This is a genomic window from Pseudomonas sp. H1_F01, assembly GCF_054681425.1.
In genome coordinates, this window is the sequence record NZ_CP162823.1 from 3672834 (window position 1) to 3688460 (window position 15627).

Sequence of the window (15627 nt, forward strand, 5' to 3'; positions counted from 1 at the left end):
CTGACTAAAAACAAATGTCCTTGCCCAAACATCATCTGGAATTGCTCAGCCCCGCCCGCGACGTGACCATCGCCCGCGAGGCCATCCTGCATGGCGCCGACGCCGTGTACATCGGTGGCCCGAGTTTCGGCGCGCGTCACAACGCTTGCAACGAAGTGGGCGATATTGCCCGGCTGGTGGAGTTCGCCCATCGCTACCACGCCCGTGTGTTCACGACCATCAACACCATCTTGCATGACAACGAGCTGGAACCGGCCCGCCAACTGATCCACCAGTTGTACGATGCCGGCGTCGATGCGCTGATCGTCCAGGACCTTGGGGTAATGGAGCTGGATATTCCACCCATCGAGCTGCATGCCAGCACCCAGACCGACATCCGCACCCTGGCCCGGGCAAAGTTCCTCGACCAGGCCGGTTTCTCGCAACTGGTATTGGCCCGTGAGCTGAACCTGCAGGAAATCCGCGCCATTGCCGATGAGACCGACGCGGCCATCGAGTTCTTCATCCACGGCGCGCTGTGCGTGGCGTTTTCCGGCCAGTGCAACATCTCCCATGCCCAGAACGGCCGCAGCGCCAACCGTGGCGACTGCTCCCAGGCCTGTCGCCTGCCCTACACCCTCAAGGACGACCAGGGCCGGGTGGTCGCCTACGAAAAACACCTGCTGTCGATGAAAGACAACAACCAGAGCGCCAACATCCGCGCCCTGGTCGAAGCCGGCGTGCGCTCATTCAAGATCGAAGGCCGCTACAAGGACATGGGTTATGTGAAGAACATCACCGCCTATTACCGCCAGCGCCTGGACGATGTCCTCGAAGACCGTCCGGACCTGGCCCGCGCGTCCAGCGGCCGCACCGCGCACTTCTTCGTCCCCGACCCGGACAAGACCTTCCACCGTGGCAGCACCGACTATTTCGTCAGCGAACGCAAGATCGACATTGGCGCCTTCGATTCGCCGACCTTTACCGGCGTGCCGGTGGGCGTGGTGGAAAAAGTCGGCAAGCGCGACCTGCAAGTGGTGACCTTCGATCCGCTGTCCAACGGCGACGGCCTCAATGTGCTGGTCAAGCGCGAAGTCGTCGGTTTCCGCGCCAACATCGCCGAGCCCAAGGGTGAGTTCGAAGAGGACGGCCAGAAGCGTTACCGCTACCGCGTCGAACCCAACGAGATGCCGGCCGGCATGTACCAGTTGCGCCCCAACCACCCGTTGAGCCGCAACCTGGACCACAACTGGCAGCAGGCGTTGCTCAAGACATCCTCCGAACGCCGTGTCGGCCTGGCCTGGGGTGCGCGCCTGCGTGAAGAACGCCTGGAACTGACCGCCACCAGCGAAGAAGGCATCAGCGCCAGCGTCGCCCTGGATGGGCCGTTCGGCGTGGCCAACAAGCCGGAACAGGCCCTGGAGCAATTGCACGACCTGCTCGGCCAACTGGGCACCACCGAATACCACGCTACCGCGATCGAGCTGGATGCGCCCCAGGCGTTCTTCATCCCCAACTCGCAGCTCAAGGCGTTGCGCCGCGAAGCCATCGAAGCCCTGACCGCCGCCCGCATCAAAGCCCATCCACGCGGTGGCCGCAAGGCCGAGACCAACCCGCCGCCGGTGTACCCGGAGTCGCACCTGTCGTTCCTGGCCAACGTCTACAACCAGAAGGCCCGGGACTTCTATCATCGTCACGGCGTCAAGCTGATCGACGCGGCGTTCGAGGCCCACGAGGAAACGGGTGAAGTGCCGGTGATGATCACCAAGCACTGCCTGCGCTTCTCGTTCAACCTCTGCCCCAAGCAGGCCAAGGGCGTCACTGGCGTACGCACCAAGGTGGCACCGATGCAACTGATACACGGTGATGAAGTGCTGACGCTGAAGTTCGACTGCAAACCCTGCGAAATGCATGTGGTCGGCAAGATCAAGGGACACATCCTGGACCTGCCATTGCCCGGCAGCACGGCGCAGCCCGTGGTCGGTCACATCAGCCCTGAAGACCTGCTCAAGACGATCCCCCGCGCCCCGCATTAAACCAATACCCAGCCATGCCCATGTGGGAGCAAACTTGCTCCCACAGGGTTTTTCGGGTGTTTGATGGCCCTGCGCCATTTTTCATTTCTGCGCCGTTTTTGCTTCGCGGTGCGACAGATTCTCCTGCAGGACTCCCCCACCACTTCCTCGCGGTGTTAGGTTGCAACGGTTTGTGTCATCAAATCAGACACTTCCCTCCTACCGCCTGCCAAGGAATGCCCAGCAATGGACTTCTCGCTCAAACACCTGGCCGTGACCACCCTGCTGTTGTCCAGCCTCGCTTCGATCACCACACCAGCATTCGCCAACATCAGCGCCCAACAGGGCGCAGCCATCGTCAAAACCTTCTCCAACACCTCAGTTACCGATTTCAGGCAGTTCCTGGCCGACGTGGCCAAGAGCGACCTGGGCAAAGCCGCCAACCTCGGCCCGGCCATCAGCGCGTTCCAAGGCAACACAACCCTTTCGGCTGAACAGCAGAATGAAATCCATCGCCTGCTGGGCCTCTATGCCCGAGTGAAATACGGCCAAGCGGCCACCGAGACACTGAAGGAACTGGTCGCCATCCCGACTTTTCGCAAGGACGGCGTTGCCCAGCACGAGAACCCGGAGTTTCTCAAGATCGCCGACAAGATCAAAAGCCTGGCCGAGGCGTTCAACCTCAACTTCCGCAACATCGACAACCGTGTCTATGAGATTTCCCTCGAAGGCAGCGGCGACGAAGTCGTGGGCATTCACGCCCATGCCGACGTGGTGCCGGTAACACCGGATAACTGGGTGTTGAAAGATGGCACTCGCCTCGACCCGTTCAAGGTCACCCAGGTGGGCGACCGCATGTATGGCCGCGGTACCGAGGACGACAAGAACGGCATCGTGGTCGCGCTCTATGCCATGAAAATCATCAAGGAAGAGAAACTGCCGCTGGCGCGCAACTTCAAGCTGCTGGTCGACACCACCGAGGAAACCACTGGCGACGCCATCCCCTATTATTTCGAACGCAACCCGACGCCCAATTACAACCTGGCGCTGGATGGCGGCTACCCCGTAGTGATTGCCGAGAAAGGCTATGGCACCGTCATGGCGAACTTCACCCGGCGCGCGGCACAGGGCAAGGGGGCAGAAATTACCGCGCTGACGGGCGGCCTGGCGACCAATCAGATTCCGTCGACGTCCGTTGCCACCTTCGCCAGCGACAAGCCCGCCGAACTGGCTGCCAGCCTGCTCAAAGCCGCTACCGACTATGCCAAGCGCAACGGTGGCAACTTCGAAGTGAGCACCCAGGTCGTCGGCAAGGACGTCCAACTTACCTTCACCGGCGTTTCCGCCCACTCCTCCGAACCCGAGTCAGGCGTCAACCCGGTGGCAAGGATGCTGGGGCTCATCAATGGCCTGGATGGCAAGGTCACGCTCAAACACAACCACATCACCGACGCCGCCCGCTATGCCGCTGACAACTGGGGGCTCGACTACCTGGGTAAAAAACTGGGAATCGGTTTTTCCGATGCCTTCATGGGCCCGCTGACCGCGTCCCTGACCTACGTTGGCATGGATGAGAAGACCCTCAAGCTGGCGGTCAACCTGCGGGTGCCGGTGGGCAAGACCACGGAAGCCCTCAAGACTGAAATCGCCGGCAAACTGGCCGCCTGGAGCAAGAAATCCCACATTGCGGTGGCCTTCGACTATTCCATTGACGAGCCGATGTACCGCAACCCTGAGGGTGAATGGGTCAAGGCGCTGCTGGCCGTGGCAAGTGAAAACCTCGGTATGGAACACAAATACGGCACCTCTGCCGGCGCCACTTCGGTTCATGACTTGCCCAATGGCGTGCAATTCGGCCTGGCCATGCCCGACGTCAAGTACACCGGTCACAACGACAACGAGTTCAAGACAGTCGAGCAATTCCTGCTGGACCTGCAGATCGTGACCGAGATGATGGGGCGGATCGGGCAATTGCCGAAGCTCTAAGGCGCGTGTGATCGATTGTGGCGAGGGAGCTTGCTGCGCAGCGGCCCCAAGATTTTGCGGTCGCTGCGCAACCGAGTGGGGATGAATCCCCTCGCCACAGGCTTACCCTTATTCCTTCAAGTGAGTGGCGCTTGGATCGATGACCTTGGCGGTAATGTCGACCAGCTCCAGCCCCCAATCCCCGTGCAGGTACCAATCCTCCCCGATCATCTCGGCCGGGTGCATCGTTCGATCGGCGCCGTTGCCGCAGGCCAGCGCACTGGTCGGACAGTAACGATCACAACCCCAGCAAATGCGCTCGGGATGTTTGGGACTGATGGGAAAGGGCTTTGCCATGACGACCCCGTATAACTGATGGGTGTACCCGCACCCTACCGCGTCGGGGCGCAGTGCCCCTTGATCCCGATCAAGAACAACCGCGCAGGAACCAGTCGGCATTCGTCGTTGGAAAATTCGCGCTAAAAATTGACAAGAATCATTATTATTCGCAGCAAAGCTTCCTAGACTCGGCGCCATCGTTTAGCCAACCAGGAAGTCATCATGCGCACACTTGCAACTCTGCCTCTGGCCTTGCTGTTTCTCGCACCGCTGGCCCAGGCCAAGGAATACCCCATCGGCGAACCGCAACTGTGCCCAGGACTGGAGGTCGGTGCGGTGTATTTGCAGCCGATTGAAATGGCCCCGGCCGGGATGATGCGGGCCACGGCCGATTCCGACGTGCACCTGGAAGCCGACATCCGCGCCACGGCGGACAATAAGCAGGGCTTCCAGGAAGGCAGTTTCGTGCCCTACCTCAATGTGTCATTCCAACTGAAGAAACAAGGCAACGACACCGAGCTCAAGGGTGATTTCCACGCCATGGTCGCCAACGACGGGCCGCACTATGGCGACAACGTCAAGCTGCTCGGCCCTGGCAAATATCAACTGACATTCACTGTCCTGCCGCCTGGCGGCCATGGCTCCCTCGGTCGTCATACCGACAAGGAAACCGGCGTGGCGCCATGGTTCGAACGCTGCGAACTGCATTATGAATTCGTCTACGCCGGGATCGGTAAAAAAGGCGGGTACTGAGCATGAACCGCTCATCCTGCCCACGGCACGTCACGACTCATCGACGCCTGGCCTGGTTGACGCTGGCCGGTTTGCTGCTGCCCTCGATCGCCCAAGCCGAACTGCCGACCTATGAGCTGAGCATACGCGACGGGCATTTCACGCCGGCGCAACTGGAAGTGCCGGCCGGGCAACGCTTCAAGATCGTGCTGAAGAACATCGGCCAGGGCCCGGCGGAGTTCGAAAGCACGCCTTTGCGCGTCGAGAAAGTGCTCTCGCCCGGCGTCACGACCTTCGTGGTCATCCACCCGCTGCGCCCCGGGCACTATCCGTTTTTCGACGAATTCAATCCGCAACTGCCCGAGGGCGGGATTCTCGCCGAGTAATCGGTCAGCAGGAGGCGTTTGCATGACTCAATCGATGTTTATTGTCTGGCGCGAAAGCGTCGAGGCGTTGTTAGTGATCGGGATTCTCCAGGCCTGGGTCAGCCGACAACACCAGGCCAGCCAGCTGTTGCGCTATGTATGGACCGGCGCCGCGCTGGGCCTGTTGCTTTCGGGCGTGCTGGCCGGCCTGATCCTGCTGGCCGGCGAGGCCATGAGCGGGACGGCCAATGAATGGTTCCAGGCGTCGCTGGCTCTGGTCGCCAGCCTGCTGATCGTGCAGATGGTCGGCTGGATGCACCGAAACGCGAGGACGCTCAAGCATGACCTGACGCGCCACGCCGACCAGCGCCTGAGCCGTCAGGGCGGCCTGGGGCTGTTGGTGCTGGCGCTGCTGGCGGTCAGCCGCGAAGGCAGTGAAACCGTGGTGTTCCTGTATGGCGCCGGTGCGCGCCTGCAGGGGCCGCAACTGGGCTTGTTCGCCGTCGGTGCGCTGGCCGGGCTGGTGCTGTCGCTGCTGACCGTCTCCTTGCTGCACAGCAGTCGCCGGTTCATCTCATGGCCGCGTTTCTTTGCCATCAGCGAAGCGATCCTGCTGCTGTTGGGGGCAGCGTTGCTGGTCAGCGGTATCGAGCGGGTCGGCGGGCAACTGCTCGCGATGGATTGGCCTGAGGCGGTGTATCGCGGCATTGGCGACGCGCTGTGGGACAGTAGCGCGATACTCGACGACGGCCATGGCTTCGGCGGGTTCCTGGCGGACTTCACCGGGTATCGGGCCAGCCCGAGTGCGATGACGCTGCTGGTGTGGCTGGGCTATTGGGGCGTCGTCGCGGGCTGGCTGCGGCCGCGCAAGGCGGAAAACCTGCCATGCCCGACCTGAACCCCTGGCTCCAACGCCTGGGCGACGGCATGCGGCGCCACGGTGCAACCATTCGTACCGTGCAATGGGCGGTGGTGCTGTTCTATGCGGTGCTGCTGGTGGTGCCGGCCCTGCTGCCATTGCCCAACAGCCAGGCACGCCTGTTCGACAATCTCACACTGCTGGCACAGTTTCTGTTCTGGGGCCTGTGGTGGCCGTTCGTGTTGCTGTCGATCGTGTTGTTCGGGCGGCTCTGGTGTGGCGTGCTGTGTCCGGAAGGCGCCCTGAGTGAATGGGCCAGCCAGTACGGCAAGGGCTTCGGGGTGCCGCGCGGATTGCGCTGGGCTGGCTGGCCCACCTTGGCGTTCTGCCTGACCACACTCTACGGTCAATTGATCAGCGTCTACGACTACGCCCAGGCTGCATTGCTGATCCTGGGCGGCTCGACCGTCGCCGCGGTGATCGTCGGCCTGTTGTTCGCCCGGGGCAAGCGGGTGTGGTGCCGTTACCTGTGCCCGGTCAGCGGCGTCTTTTCCCTGCTTGCTCGCTTGGCGCCGGTGCACTTTCAGGTGGACGAACAACGCTGGCTGGAAAACCCCGCACCGCGTCGCCCTCCTCCCAACTGCGCGCCCTTGCTGGACATCCGCCGCATGCGTGGCGCCGCCGATTGCCACGCCTGTGGTCGCTGCAGCGGCCAGCGCGATGCGGTGCGCCTGATTGCCCGCTCCAGCAGCGAAGAAATCCTGCACTCGACAGCTGACACCCTCTCGCCATGGGATGTTCGCTTGCTGTTGTTCGGTGTCATCGGCCTGGCCATGGGCGCCTTCCAGTGGACTGTCAGCCCATGGTTCATCGACCTCAAGCAAAGCCTGGCCCAATGGCTGGTCAGTCATGATTGGCTCTGGGCACTCCAGGACAACGCGCCGTGGTGGCTGTTGACGCACTATCCGCAACTCAATGACAGTTTCAGTTGGCTCGACGGTTTTTGCATCGTCGCGTACCTGGGCATGAGTGCACTGCTGATAGGCACTTCACTGATGCTGCTGATGCGCCTGGCGGCACGCCTCTCGGGTGACAACACACAATATCCGCCCTTAGCCATCACCCTGACGCCCCTCGGCGGTGCTGGGTTGTTCCTCGGCTTGTCGGCCACCACGGTCAAACTGCTGCGCTATGAAGGACTGCTGCTGGAATGGGTACAACCGGCACGGGCCGGGTTGCTGGTAGCGGCGATAGCCTGGAGTTTATGGCTGGGCTGGAAACGCCTGCAGCAGACGCAGACTCCAGCGATCCAACGATCGCCAGCCATGGCATGCCTGGTCATGGCCAGCAGCCTGGTGGGTTATGGCTGGTGGCTGCAGTTCTGGGGATGGTGATGTGCTCACAACACCCTGTAAGAGCGAGCTTGCTCGCGATGAGGCCGGCACATTCAACATCACCAAAGAATGACACACCGCCATCGCGAGCAAGCTCGCTCCCACAGGGGAAACGCGGTCCCACCAAGAACTAGGTCGGCTATAAGGCCGCCTCGCGGTGGATGTTGATCTCGGCGCCCCGTTAACCACGCTGGCTGAACGAAGGTATTGCGCAGTGGGCAACCCGGCATGGATGCCGGGTTAGCCGCGCTGGGCCATGGATGGCCCTTCGCGGCGGCCCTCGGAGCAATGCCTTCGTTCAGGCATGCCGAGCCTAGGCGAGGCACCGAGTGGTGGGGCAAAAGCGCTTTGGTTACTTTCGCGCTTTTCGAAAGTGACCCGCCGTAAGGGCGGAACCATAAGCCGCCGTTACCTAAATAACGGATATACCCCCCAAAAGCCGTCAGCCCCGAACCCACCCCCCCTGCCGACTCAACTCAGGCTTTTTTAAAAACACCCTCTGCGGCAACAGCAACCAAGCCAACGCCGGCAGCAAGATCAAGGCCCCCAGCATGTTCACCAAAAACATGAAGGCCAGCAAAATCCCCATATCAGCCTGAAACTTGATCGGCGAGAACGCCCAGGTCGACACCGCCACAGCCAATGTCATGCCCGTCAACAACACCACTTTGCCGGTGAACAGCAGCGCCTGGTAATACGCCTGGGCCAAGGTGTCACCGGCCCGCATCCGCGCCAGGATCACGCTCAACACATAGAGCGCATAATCGACCCCGATGCCCACGCCCAGTGCGATTACCGGCAGTGTCGCGACTTTCACCCCCATGCCCAGCCCCACCATCAGCGCCTCGCACAGGATCGAGGTGAGCATCAGCGGCAGCATCGCGCACAGGGTTGCGCGCCAGCTGCGGAAGGTCACCAGACACAGCAGACTGACTGCGCCATAGACCCAGAACAGCATCTCGCGCATGGACTTCTTCACCACGATATTGGTCGCCGCTTCGATCCCCGCACTGCCGGCCGCGAGCATGAACTTGACCTCTGGCATCTGATGCCCGGCGATAAACTGCTCACTGGCCTCCACCACCCGGTTCAAGGTATCAGCCTTGTGATCGGCCAGGTAGACGTACAGCGACAGCATCGAGCAGCCCTGATTGAACAGCTCTCGCGGGGCGCGGGTTTGCACGGCACCCAGTGCGCCGTCATTGGGGATCAGTTCATACCATTTGAAGTTGCCTTCGTTATACCCGGCCGTGGCGATCTTGCTCAGCGCTGCCATCGAGGTGGTCGATTCCACGCCGGGCAATTGCTCCAGTTGCCAGGCCAGCGCGTCTACCGCAGACAGGCTGGCGTAACGGGTGCATTGATCCTCGGGGGTCTTGATCATGACCACGAAAATATCCGAGCTGGCCGCATAGTTCTGGGTCATGAACAACGCATCGCGGTTGTAGCGCGAGTCGGCACGCAACTCTGGAGCGCCGGGGTCCAGATCGCCGATTTTCAGGTGCAGGCTCACGGCAAAACCAAACGCGGCCAACAGCAAGCCAGCCAACATGGCGCCCGTGGCCCAGCGCCGTTGGGTGAACAAATCGAGCACACTCCACAGGGGATGCTTGATCTGCGCCTGTTGCTCTGTGGTTTCCGCACTCAGGCTGCGTTGCGCCGCCGCCGGGCTGACGCCGATATAGCTGAGCAGGATCGGCAGCAGGATCAGGTTGGTGAAAATCAGCACTGCCACCCCGAGGCTGGCGGTGATCGCCAGGTCCTGGATCACCCGAATGTTGATCAGCAGCAGCACCGCGAAGCCCACCGCATCACAGAGCAAAGCGGTGATGCCGGCGGCGAACAGTCGACGGAAGGTATAGCGCGCGGCAACCACCCGGTGAGTACCGCGGCCGATGTCCTGCATGATGCCGTTCATCTTCTGCGCGCCATGGCTCATGCCAATGGCGAACACCAGGAACGGCACCAAGGCCGAGTAAGGGTCCAGCTCATAGCCGAGCAGCGCTAGCAGCCCCAGTTGCCAAAGCACCGCCGCCAGTGAACAGATCACCACCACCAAGGTGCTTCGCGCGCAACGGGTGTAGCCAAACAGCACCAAGACCGTCACCAGTACCGCCACCACGAAGAACAGCAATACCTGGGTCATGCCCTCGATCAGGTCGCCGACGATCTTGATAAAGCCGGTGATATGAATCCGCAGGTCATCGGTCTGGTACTTGTCTCGCAGCGCCTCCAGTTGCCGGGAGAACTCGCCATAGTCCAGCGCCTTGCCCGTCTGCGGATTGATTTCCAGCAACGGCACGAAGATCACGCTGGATTTGAAGTTGCCGGCGACCAATTGCCCGACTTCCCCGGAGCGGGCCACGTTGGTCCGCACCTGCTCGAGGCTGGTGGCTGAGCCATCGTAATCGTCGGGGATCACCGTGCCGCCGTCGAGCCCGTCTTCGGTCACGGCAGTCCAACGCGTGGTCGGGGTCCATAACGATTTCATGTAGGGGCGGTCGACGCCCGGCAGCAGATAGAGCTCGTCGTTGAGCCTGGCCAGGGTGTCGAGGTAGTCCTTGGTGAAAATGCTCCCCTGCTTGACCTCCACGGCGATGCGCAGCGAGTTGCCCAGGCCGCTCAGTTCCTTGCGATTCTCCAGGAAATTGGCGACGTAGGGATGCCCCGTGGGGATGGTCTTTTCGTAGCTGGCATTGATGCCGATGCGCGTGGCTTGCCAACCGAGCACCAACGTCACCAACAGACACAGCAGGACCACCAGCGGTCGATGGTTGAAGATCGCCCGCTCAGCGAAGTTGCCCGACGCCCGGTCAAAATCTTCCTGGCGGCCGATCACGGTTTGGGTTCTGTCGTCTTTCAAGTTTGACTCCTGTTGCACGAGCCGTGGCCCGATAGCGCTACACCGTGAAGTTTCAAGGTTGACCTGCGGCCCGCGGATCCTGGTCAGCGGCCACGCCGGTCAAGCCGACGCTGGCCAGGCTGCCGTCGACCGCCTGTTGCACGGCAGCGAGCGTCCCACCGCTGCGGCTCTGACGCTTGTCAAAACTTCGCCCCTGGTCATGACTGAATAGAAGTTCACCACTCTGGCTGGCCAACAACAGGCCGCCGTCGCGCAGTTGGAGAGCGCTCGCCAGTGTCGATTCGATACCGGTGTCAAGGCGGCGCCAACTGTTGCCACGATCCCCGGACCACCAGGCGTTTCCGCGCAAGCCATAGACCACCAAGGCCCCGTCGCGGGTGCCGAGCAGACCGAAGAAGCTGCCCTCATACGGTGACTTCAAGGCCTGGAATGACTGCCCGGCGTCGGTCGAACGCAACAGCAAACCGCGCTCCCCCACCAACCACAGATCGTTGCCCAAGGCGCGGATGCCATACAGGTTCAAGCCCTGCGGATTGTCCACATGCCGCATCCACGGCTGCCAGCTTCGCCCGCCATCGTCGGTACGGTAGATCTGGTTGTAGGCGCCCACGACGTAGCCGTGCAGGCGGTCACTGAAGTACAGGTCGAGAAACGGTTTATCCGGTCCGTCATCGAGCATGCGCCGTGCCTGCGCCAAGTGGCTGGCACCGTCGGGTTGATTGACATCGCGCTCAGCGAACTGTACCGCCAAGGCGATGGCACGCTGACCGTCGAGTTGCTTTTGCCAGGTTTCTCCGCCGTCCTGGGTGTGCAGCACCACGCCCAGATGACCGACCGCCCAGCCCTGCTCGGCATCGACGAATTGCACCGCCGTCAGGCTGACACTGACCGGCACCTTGGCCTGGCGCCAATTGACTCCTGCGTCATCGCAGAGCAGCACGATCCCGCGCTCACCGACCGCCACCAGACGCTCGCCGGCCCGGGCCAGCCCGAGCAACACCGAGCGCTGGGCCTTGGCGGTCGGCAATGCCGGCTGTTGCAGCACGGCCAATGTCGTGGCCTGTGCAACCAAGGGCACGCTCACCAACAGGCTCCCCACCAAGGCGCAAACGCCCCATAGCGGACCGCGACTCGCAAAAAATTTTTCAACGTTCATATCGTTATTCCGCCTGGAAAATCGTAAGCGACCGCGGCGAACCTCCTCCTCGCCACGGCCGCCACAGGTTCAACGCATGTTTTCGTTGGCCATGGCATCCGGCGTGAAATAGGACGCCGAAGGTCTCGCGATCTTCTGGTACTGAACCGCCAGGTCATTGCTCGATGCGTTGAGGAAGTAGGCCCCGGTGTCGAGGTTGTAGCTGCCCCACATGACCTGTGCGGTGAGCACCGGCATGTCCGGCGCCAGCAGCGTCAGCGAATACATCTGCCGGCCGAGCTTGCCCTGGGCGTCATAACCGTCAGCCATCAGGATCTGCCAGGAGTCTTCGTCGACGTAGTAGGTCCGACGCGGCACGACATGGCGCTTGCCGGATTTGAGCGTGGCCTCGACCACCCAGACCCGGTGCTTCTCCCAACGCACCAGATCAGGATTGAGGAAGTTTTCCTTGACCAGGTCGTCACTCTTGGCCAGCGCGGCGCGGTTATTGTTGTAGCCGACGATCAGCTCTTTCTTGCCCACCAGCTTGAGGTCATAGCGATCGGTAGGCCCGAACAGCATGAACGCTTCGTCGAACAGGCCGACGCCGGAGGTGACGAAGTCCGGCGTGTCATAGGCAATGTTTGGCGCCCGGCGAACCCGGCGCTGGCCGACCAGATATTGCCAGGCCGCCCGATTGGCCGGGTCCATGTCCCAATGGGTCATCAGGCCTTCGCCGGCCTTGGATGACGGCAACTCGGTCAACAGCTTGCCCACCTGGTACTTGCCCGCATAGTTTTCCAGGCTGCCGCCTTCGAAGTAGTAGGGAAACTGATAGGAGAATTGGGCCCGGGTCGCCTGGACTTTCTTGCCACCGGCGGTCATCAGCCAGGTATCGAAAGGCGCGCTGATGGTGTCGCCGCCCTGCCAGGACAACCGATAATTCCACAGCACCTGGGCACCGTTTTCCGGGATCGGGAACGGGATGCCACCGTAGGCGTTGGCGACCTTCTCGCTGTCCACGTCCAGGGTGGCGCGGGTGGCGTTCTTGCTGGTGTTGTCATACACCCATTGCGGAGCGGCGGCCGAGCGATGGGTCGGGTACACGTCCAGGCGATAGCCCGGGTATTTCTTCAGCAGCAGCTTGGTCCCTTCGGCCAATTCGCTGGCGTACTGCTCCATGTTCGAGGCTTTGATCGAATACAGCGGCTTCTCGCCGGCGAATGGATCGGGGCGTTTGTCACCCGGTTTGTAGCCAGGCGTGGCCTGGGTATAGCCGCCCTGCCAAGCCGGGATACTGCCATCGGCGTTGCCGGCGCGCTCGCCACCCAAGGGAGTCAGATCGGTTTTCAGGCGCGCGGCCTGTTCAGGCGACACCGCCGCCTGCGCCAGCCCCATGCCAGCAAGGGCCAGGGTCAGGACGCATGTGTTCAGGAATGCTGTGTTCTGCATGGCGAATCCACCTTATTAGAATGAGGTTTTCACGTAGAGCGAGACGAAGTCGCGATCGGCCAACGACTGTCCGTAACTGAAATTGCCGTCCTCGCGCAGCCCGGCTTTCGGTGCGCCGAAGAAGTTCACGTAGTTGAGGCCGACATCCCAGCGTTGCAGGTAGGTGGCTTTGAGCCCGACACTCCAGTCGCCGGAGTGGGTGTTGCCGAAGCCGGATTTGTTGACCGCCGATGAGCGCCCATCGAGTACCACACCCATGCCGATCGGCACGGTCAGGTCGATTCCGTCGACGATCTGGAAGTACGCCGGCTCGATCAATACCCGCAGCGCGGTGGCATCGCGGGTGGTGTTGGAGTCCAGCGCGGCAGCGTTCTTGGTCACGCTCAGGGTGCGGTTCCAGGCCAGTTCGGCCAGGGCCGATCCGCCATCCCAGAACGCGGTGGGCGATAACAGGTAGATCGCCGACAGGTTGGCGTGGGCGGTCTTGCCCCTGGCGAACAACTCATTGTCGCCACCATCGGCCGCCATGCCGGGGGTCACTACTTGCAGATTACTCACTAGCGGCGCGTTCCAGCGCACCGACGTTTCACCGGCAAAGTTGAACGGACCGTAGGCAGTGGAAAAGCTGACGCCAGCGGTCTTGATGTCTTCGGCGTAGACCTGGCGATAGGAACCCAGGATGGGCAACCCGGTGGCCGCAGACGCCGCACCGTCCAGGTACGCGTACAACCCGGTTGGCGCTTTGTCGTGATACTGGGCCGCGTAGAAACCCAGCTCCAGCTCGGTGCCGGTCGGCTTGAAGCGGATCTGCATGCCGCCCTGCCCCGAATTGCGCGGTTTCAAATCGCCGCCATTGACCGTGTCGTTGCCGAACACTTCGCGCAGAGGGCCACTGCCGTAGCCGATGGCATCGACATCGCTCAGGTAGCTGCCGGCGCCGGGCAGATTGGAACGTTCCCACTCAAACTGATAGTAAGCGCCCACCGACAGTTGCGGGTTGATCTGCAACTGCCCGGAGATCTGATTGACCGGGCGCAGGATCTCCTTGAACTGAGTCCCCGGCACGCTGAGCAACTTGACGACATCGGTCGGGCCCTGGGCATTGGCAATGCCGTTGCCACCGTAGAACAGGCTTTCCCCATAGATCAGGCTGTGTCGGCCCAGGCGCGCCACGCCCTGGGAGTCTTCACCCAGATCCCCGCGCAAGAACACGAAGGCGTCGAGGATTTCCGCGTCGCGACCATGGAGCTTGCGGGTTTCACTGAGGAAATGCTTTTGCTCGCTGCTGTCGGTGTCCTGATTGTAGATATCGTCGTACCAGGCTGCGCCGCTCACGCGCAGCCCATAGTTTTGCCGGCTCAGGTCCATTTCGGAAAACAGGTCCAGGCGGTTGGAGACCAGGCCACTGCTGAAATTCTTGTCGCCCTGGCTCTGGATCGAGGGATACAGGCCGTTGGCGGTTGGCGCGTTGACCAAGCGGCTGTCCTGTCCATGCAGGCGCCAGGCTTGGCTGTACTTGATGGTGTTGTCCCAGCGCAGTTTCCAGTCGGAGTCACCCAGGTCCATTTGCATGGCCTGGACCCTTTCGACCATCACACCGGTGCTGCACAACGCCAGGAACAGGGCGCAATGCTTGAAACCAAAGCAATCTTTGAGGTTATCCATGGACGCTTCTCATTATTGTTATTTTTTGGCATGGCTTTGCAGCCAACACGCTCGGGTAGCGGCTTGCACCGCGTTGTACGGATGCGCATTCAGATGTAGGTGGAGGCCAATCCACCATCGACCGGCAGGTTGACGCCGTTGATCCAGCGCGACTCATCGGCACACAGGAAAGCGATCACCGCCGCCACCTCATCGGCGTAAGCGGGACGTTTCATGCGATGGGCATCGGCCTGGGTCCGGGCCTCGCCGAGCATGCTCACGAAGTCGTCGAGGATGGGCGTGAACACCGGGCCCGGTGCAACACTGTTCATGCGCACCGAATGCTCAAGAAACCAGGGTTGGGCCTGCAGGTAGGTCCAGACGATCAAGGCTTCCTTGAAGTACTGGTAGCAGGTCTGGTCCGGCACCCGGTGATCGGCCAGCCAGGCTTGCGCGGCGGTAAAATCTTCGATGCGCGCCAGCGCCTTGTGCTGTTCCAGGCGCAACGGCCATTCGGCGCCGAGGATCGAGGCGATATTGACGATGCTGCCGCCAGCGTTGATGCGCGGCAACAGCGCACGGCTCAAGTGGCGCAACCCGAGGTAGTTGACCCGCGCCAGCAGTTGCGGGTTGGCGGTGCCCGGCACCCCGGCGATGTTGCACAGGCTGTCGAGCCGTGCGGGCAGCTGCGGCAGCAGCCGTTCGATGTTTTCGGCGCTACTCAAGTCGCCCTGCACAAAACCGTCCAGGGTCATGTGCGGCGCCTTGAGGTCGACGCCAATCACTTGGGCGCCATGAGTGCGCAGCAGGCTTGCCGTGGCAGCACCAATGCCTGACGAGACACCGGTGACCAGCACAATCTTGTTGTCGAGTTTCATGTTGAGT

12 protein-coding genes are annotated in these 15627 nt (G+C 61.8%); 6 read left to right on the plus strand and 6 right to left on the minus strand.

The features are described 5' to 3' along the window. Positions 1-14 precede the first annotated feature (14 nt). Positions 15-2015, plus strand: coding sequence for a peptidase U32 family protein (locus AB4O09_RS16815; RefSeq protein WP_013693270.1), 2001 nt, complete (start codon positions 15-17; stop codon positions 2013-2015). Between the two features lie 225 nt (positions 2016-2240). Beyond that, positions 2241-3980 (plus strand): dipeptidase, encoded by a 1740-nt coding sequence (locus tag AB4O09_RS16820; RefSeq protein WP_060613841.1) that lies wholly within the window; start codon positions 2241-2243, stop codon positions 3978-3980. Between the two features lie 108 nt (positions 3981-4088). On the opposite strand, the gene AB4O09_RS16825 is transcribed toward AB4O09_RS16820, so the two are convergent. Beyond that, entirely contained in the window at positions 4089-4316 is a 228-nt protein-coding gene (locus AB4O09_RS16825) for a DUF3079 domain-containing protein (protein WP_028237016.1), read from the minus strand. Between the two features lie 204 nt (positions 4317-4520). Between AB4O09_RS16825 and AB4O09_RS16830 the strand changes: the two genes are divergently transcribed. The 4 genes from AB4O09_RS16830 to AB4O09_RS16845 are packed head-to-tail and all read left to right on the plus strand — an operon-like array spanning position 4521 to position 7648. Then, positions 4521-5051, plus strand: a complete 531-nt coding sequence (locus AB4O09_RS16830; RefSeq protein ID WP_003201507.1) for an iron transporter — start codon at positions 4521-4523, stop codon at positions 5049-5051. Between the two features lie 2 nt (positions 5052-5053). After that, positions 5054-5416 (plus strand): cupredoxin domain-containing protein, encoded by a 363-nt coding sequence (locus tag AB4O09_RS16835; RefSeq protein WP_013693267.1) that lies wholly within the window; start codon positions 5054-5056, stop codon positions 5414-5416. 22 nt (positions 5417-5438) lie between these two features. After that, on the plus strand, positions 5439-6293 hold the full coding sequence (locus AB4O09_RS16840) for an FTR1 family iron permease (RefSeq protein ID WP_027911725.1): 855 nt from the start codon (positions 5439-5441) through the stop codon (positions 6291-6293). After that, on the plus strand, positions 6281-7648 hold the full coding sequence (locus AB4O09_RS16845; protein WP_027911726.1) for a 4Fe-4S binding protein: 1368 nt from the start codon (positions 6281-6283) through the stop codon (positions 7646-7648). The genes AB4O09_RS16840 and AB4O09_RS16845 overlap by 13 nt, the downstream gene beginning before the upstream one ends. Before the next feature lie 442 nt (positions 7649-8090). On the opposite strand, the gene AB4O09_RS16850 is transcribed toward AB4O09_RS16845, so the two are convergent. From AB4O09_RS16850 to AB4O09_RS16870, 5 genes are all read right to left on the minus strand, one after another. Further along, on the minus strand, positions 8091-10511 hold the full coding sequence (locus AB4O09_RS16850; protein WP_460107232.1) for an efflux RND transporter permease subunit: 2421 nt from the start codon (positions 10509-10511) through the stop codon (positions 8091-8093). A gap of 52 nt (positions 10512-10563) precedes the next feature. Further along, on the minus strand, positions 10564-11667 hold the full coding sequence (locus AB4O09_RS16855; RefSeq protein ID WP_003201495.1) for a WD40/YVTN/BNR-like repeat-containing protein: 1104 nt from the start codon (positions 11665-11667) through the stop codon (positions 10564-10566). Positions 11668-11736: 69 nt separating this feature from the next. After that, positions 11737-13098: a DUF1329 domain-containing protein gene (locus tag AB4O09_RS16860; protein ID WP_003201493.1), complete on the minus strand. Its 1362-nt coding sequence runs from the start codon at positions 13096-13098 to the stop codon at positions 11737-11739. A 15-nt stretch (positions 13099-13113) separates the two neighbouring features. Beyond that, positions 13114-14763 carry a DUF1302 domain-containing protein gene (locus AB4O09_RS16865; RefSeq protein WP_460107235.1) on the minus strand — a complete coding sequence of 550 codons (1650 nt, stop codon included), beginning with the start codon at positions 14761-14763 and terminating at the stop codon, positions 13114-13116. Between the two features lie 89 nt (positions 14764-14852). Beyond that, positions 14853-15620, minus strand: a complete 768-nt coding sequence (locus AB4O09_RS16870) for a coniferyl-alcohol dehydrogenase (RefSeq protein WP_013693262.1) — start codon at positions 15618-15620, stop codon at positions 14853-14855. Positions 15621-15627: the final 7 nt, after the last annotated feature.

Bases quoted from the DNA above. Each gene is read 5' to 3' on its own strand.
- AB4O09_RS16815 (WP_013693270.1), top strand. From the start codon at position 15: ATGTCCTTGCCCAAACATCATCTGGAATTGCTCAGCCCCGCCCGCGAC.
- AB4O09_RS16820 (WP_060613841.1), top strand. From the start codon at position 2,241: ATGGACTTCTCGCTCAAACACCTGGCCGTGACCACCCTGCTGTTGTCC.
- AB4O09_RS16825 (WP_028237016.1), bottom strand. From the start codon at position 4,316: ATGGCAAAGCCCTTTCCCATCAGTCCCAAACATCCCGAGCGCATTTGC.
- AB4O09_RS16830 (WP_003201507.1), top strand. From the start codon at position 4,521: ATGCGCACACTTGCAACTCTGCCTCTGGCCTTGCTGTTTCTCGCACCG.
- AB4O09_RS16835 (WP_013693267.1), top strand. From the start codon at position 5,054: ATGAACCGCTCATCCTGCCCACGGCACGTCACGACTCATCGACGCCTG.
- AB4O09_RS16840 (WP_027911725.1), top strand. From the start codon at position 5,439: ATGACTCAATCGATGTTTATTGTCTGGCGCGAAAGCGTCGAGGCGTTG.
- AB4O09_RS16845 (WP_027911726.1), top strand. From the start codon at position 6,281: ATGCCCGACCTGAACCCCTGGCTCCAACGCCTGGGCGACGGCATGCGG.
- AB4O09_RS16855 (WP_003201495.1), bottom strand. From the start codon at position 11,667: ATGAACGTTGAAAAATTTTTTGCGAGTCGCGGTCCGCTATGGGGCGTT.
- AB4O09_RS16860 (WP_003201493.1), bottom strand. From the start codon at position 13,098: ATGCAGAACACAGCATTCCTGAACACATGCGTCCTGACCCTGGCCCTT.
- AB4O09_RS16865 (WP_460107235.1), bottom strand. From the start codon at position 14,763: ATGGATAACCTCAAAGATTGCTTTGGTTTCAAGCATTGCGCCCTGTTC.
- AB4O09_RS16870 (WP_013693262.1), bottom strand. From the start codon at position 15,620: ATGAAACTCGACAACAAGATTGTGCTGGTCACCGGTGTCTCGTCAGGC.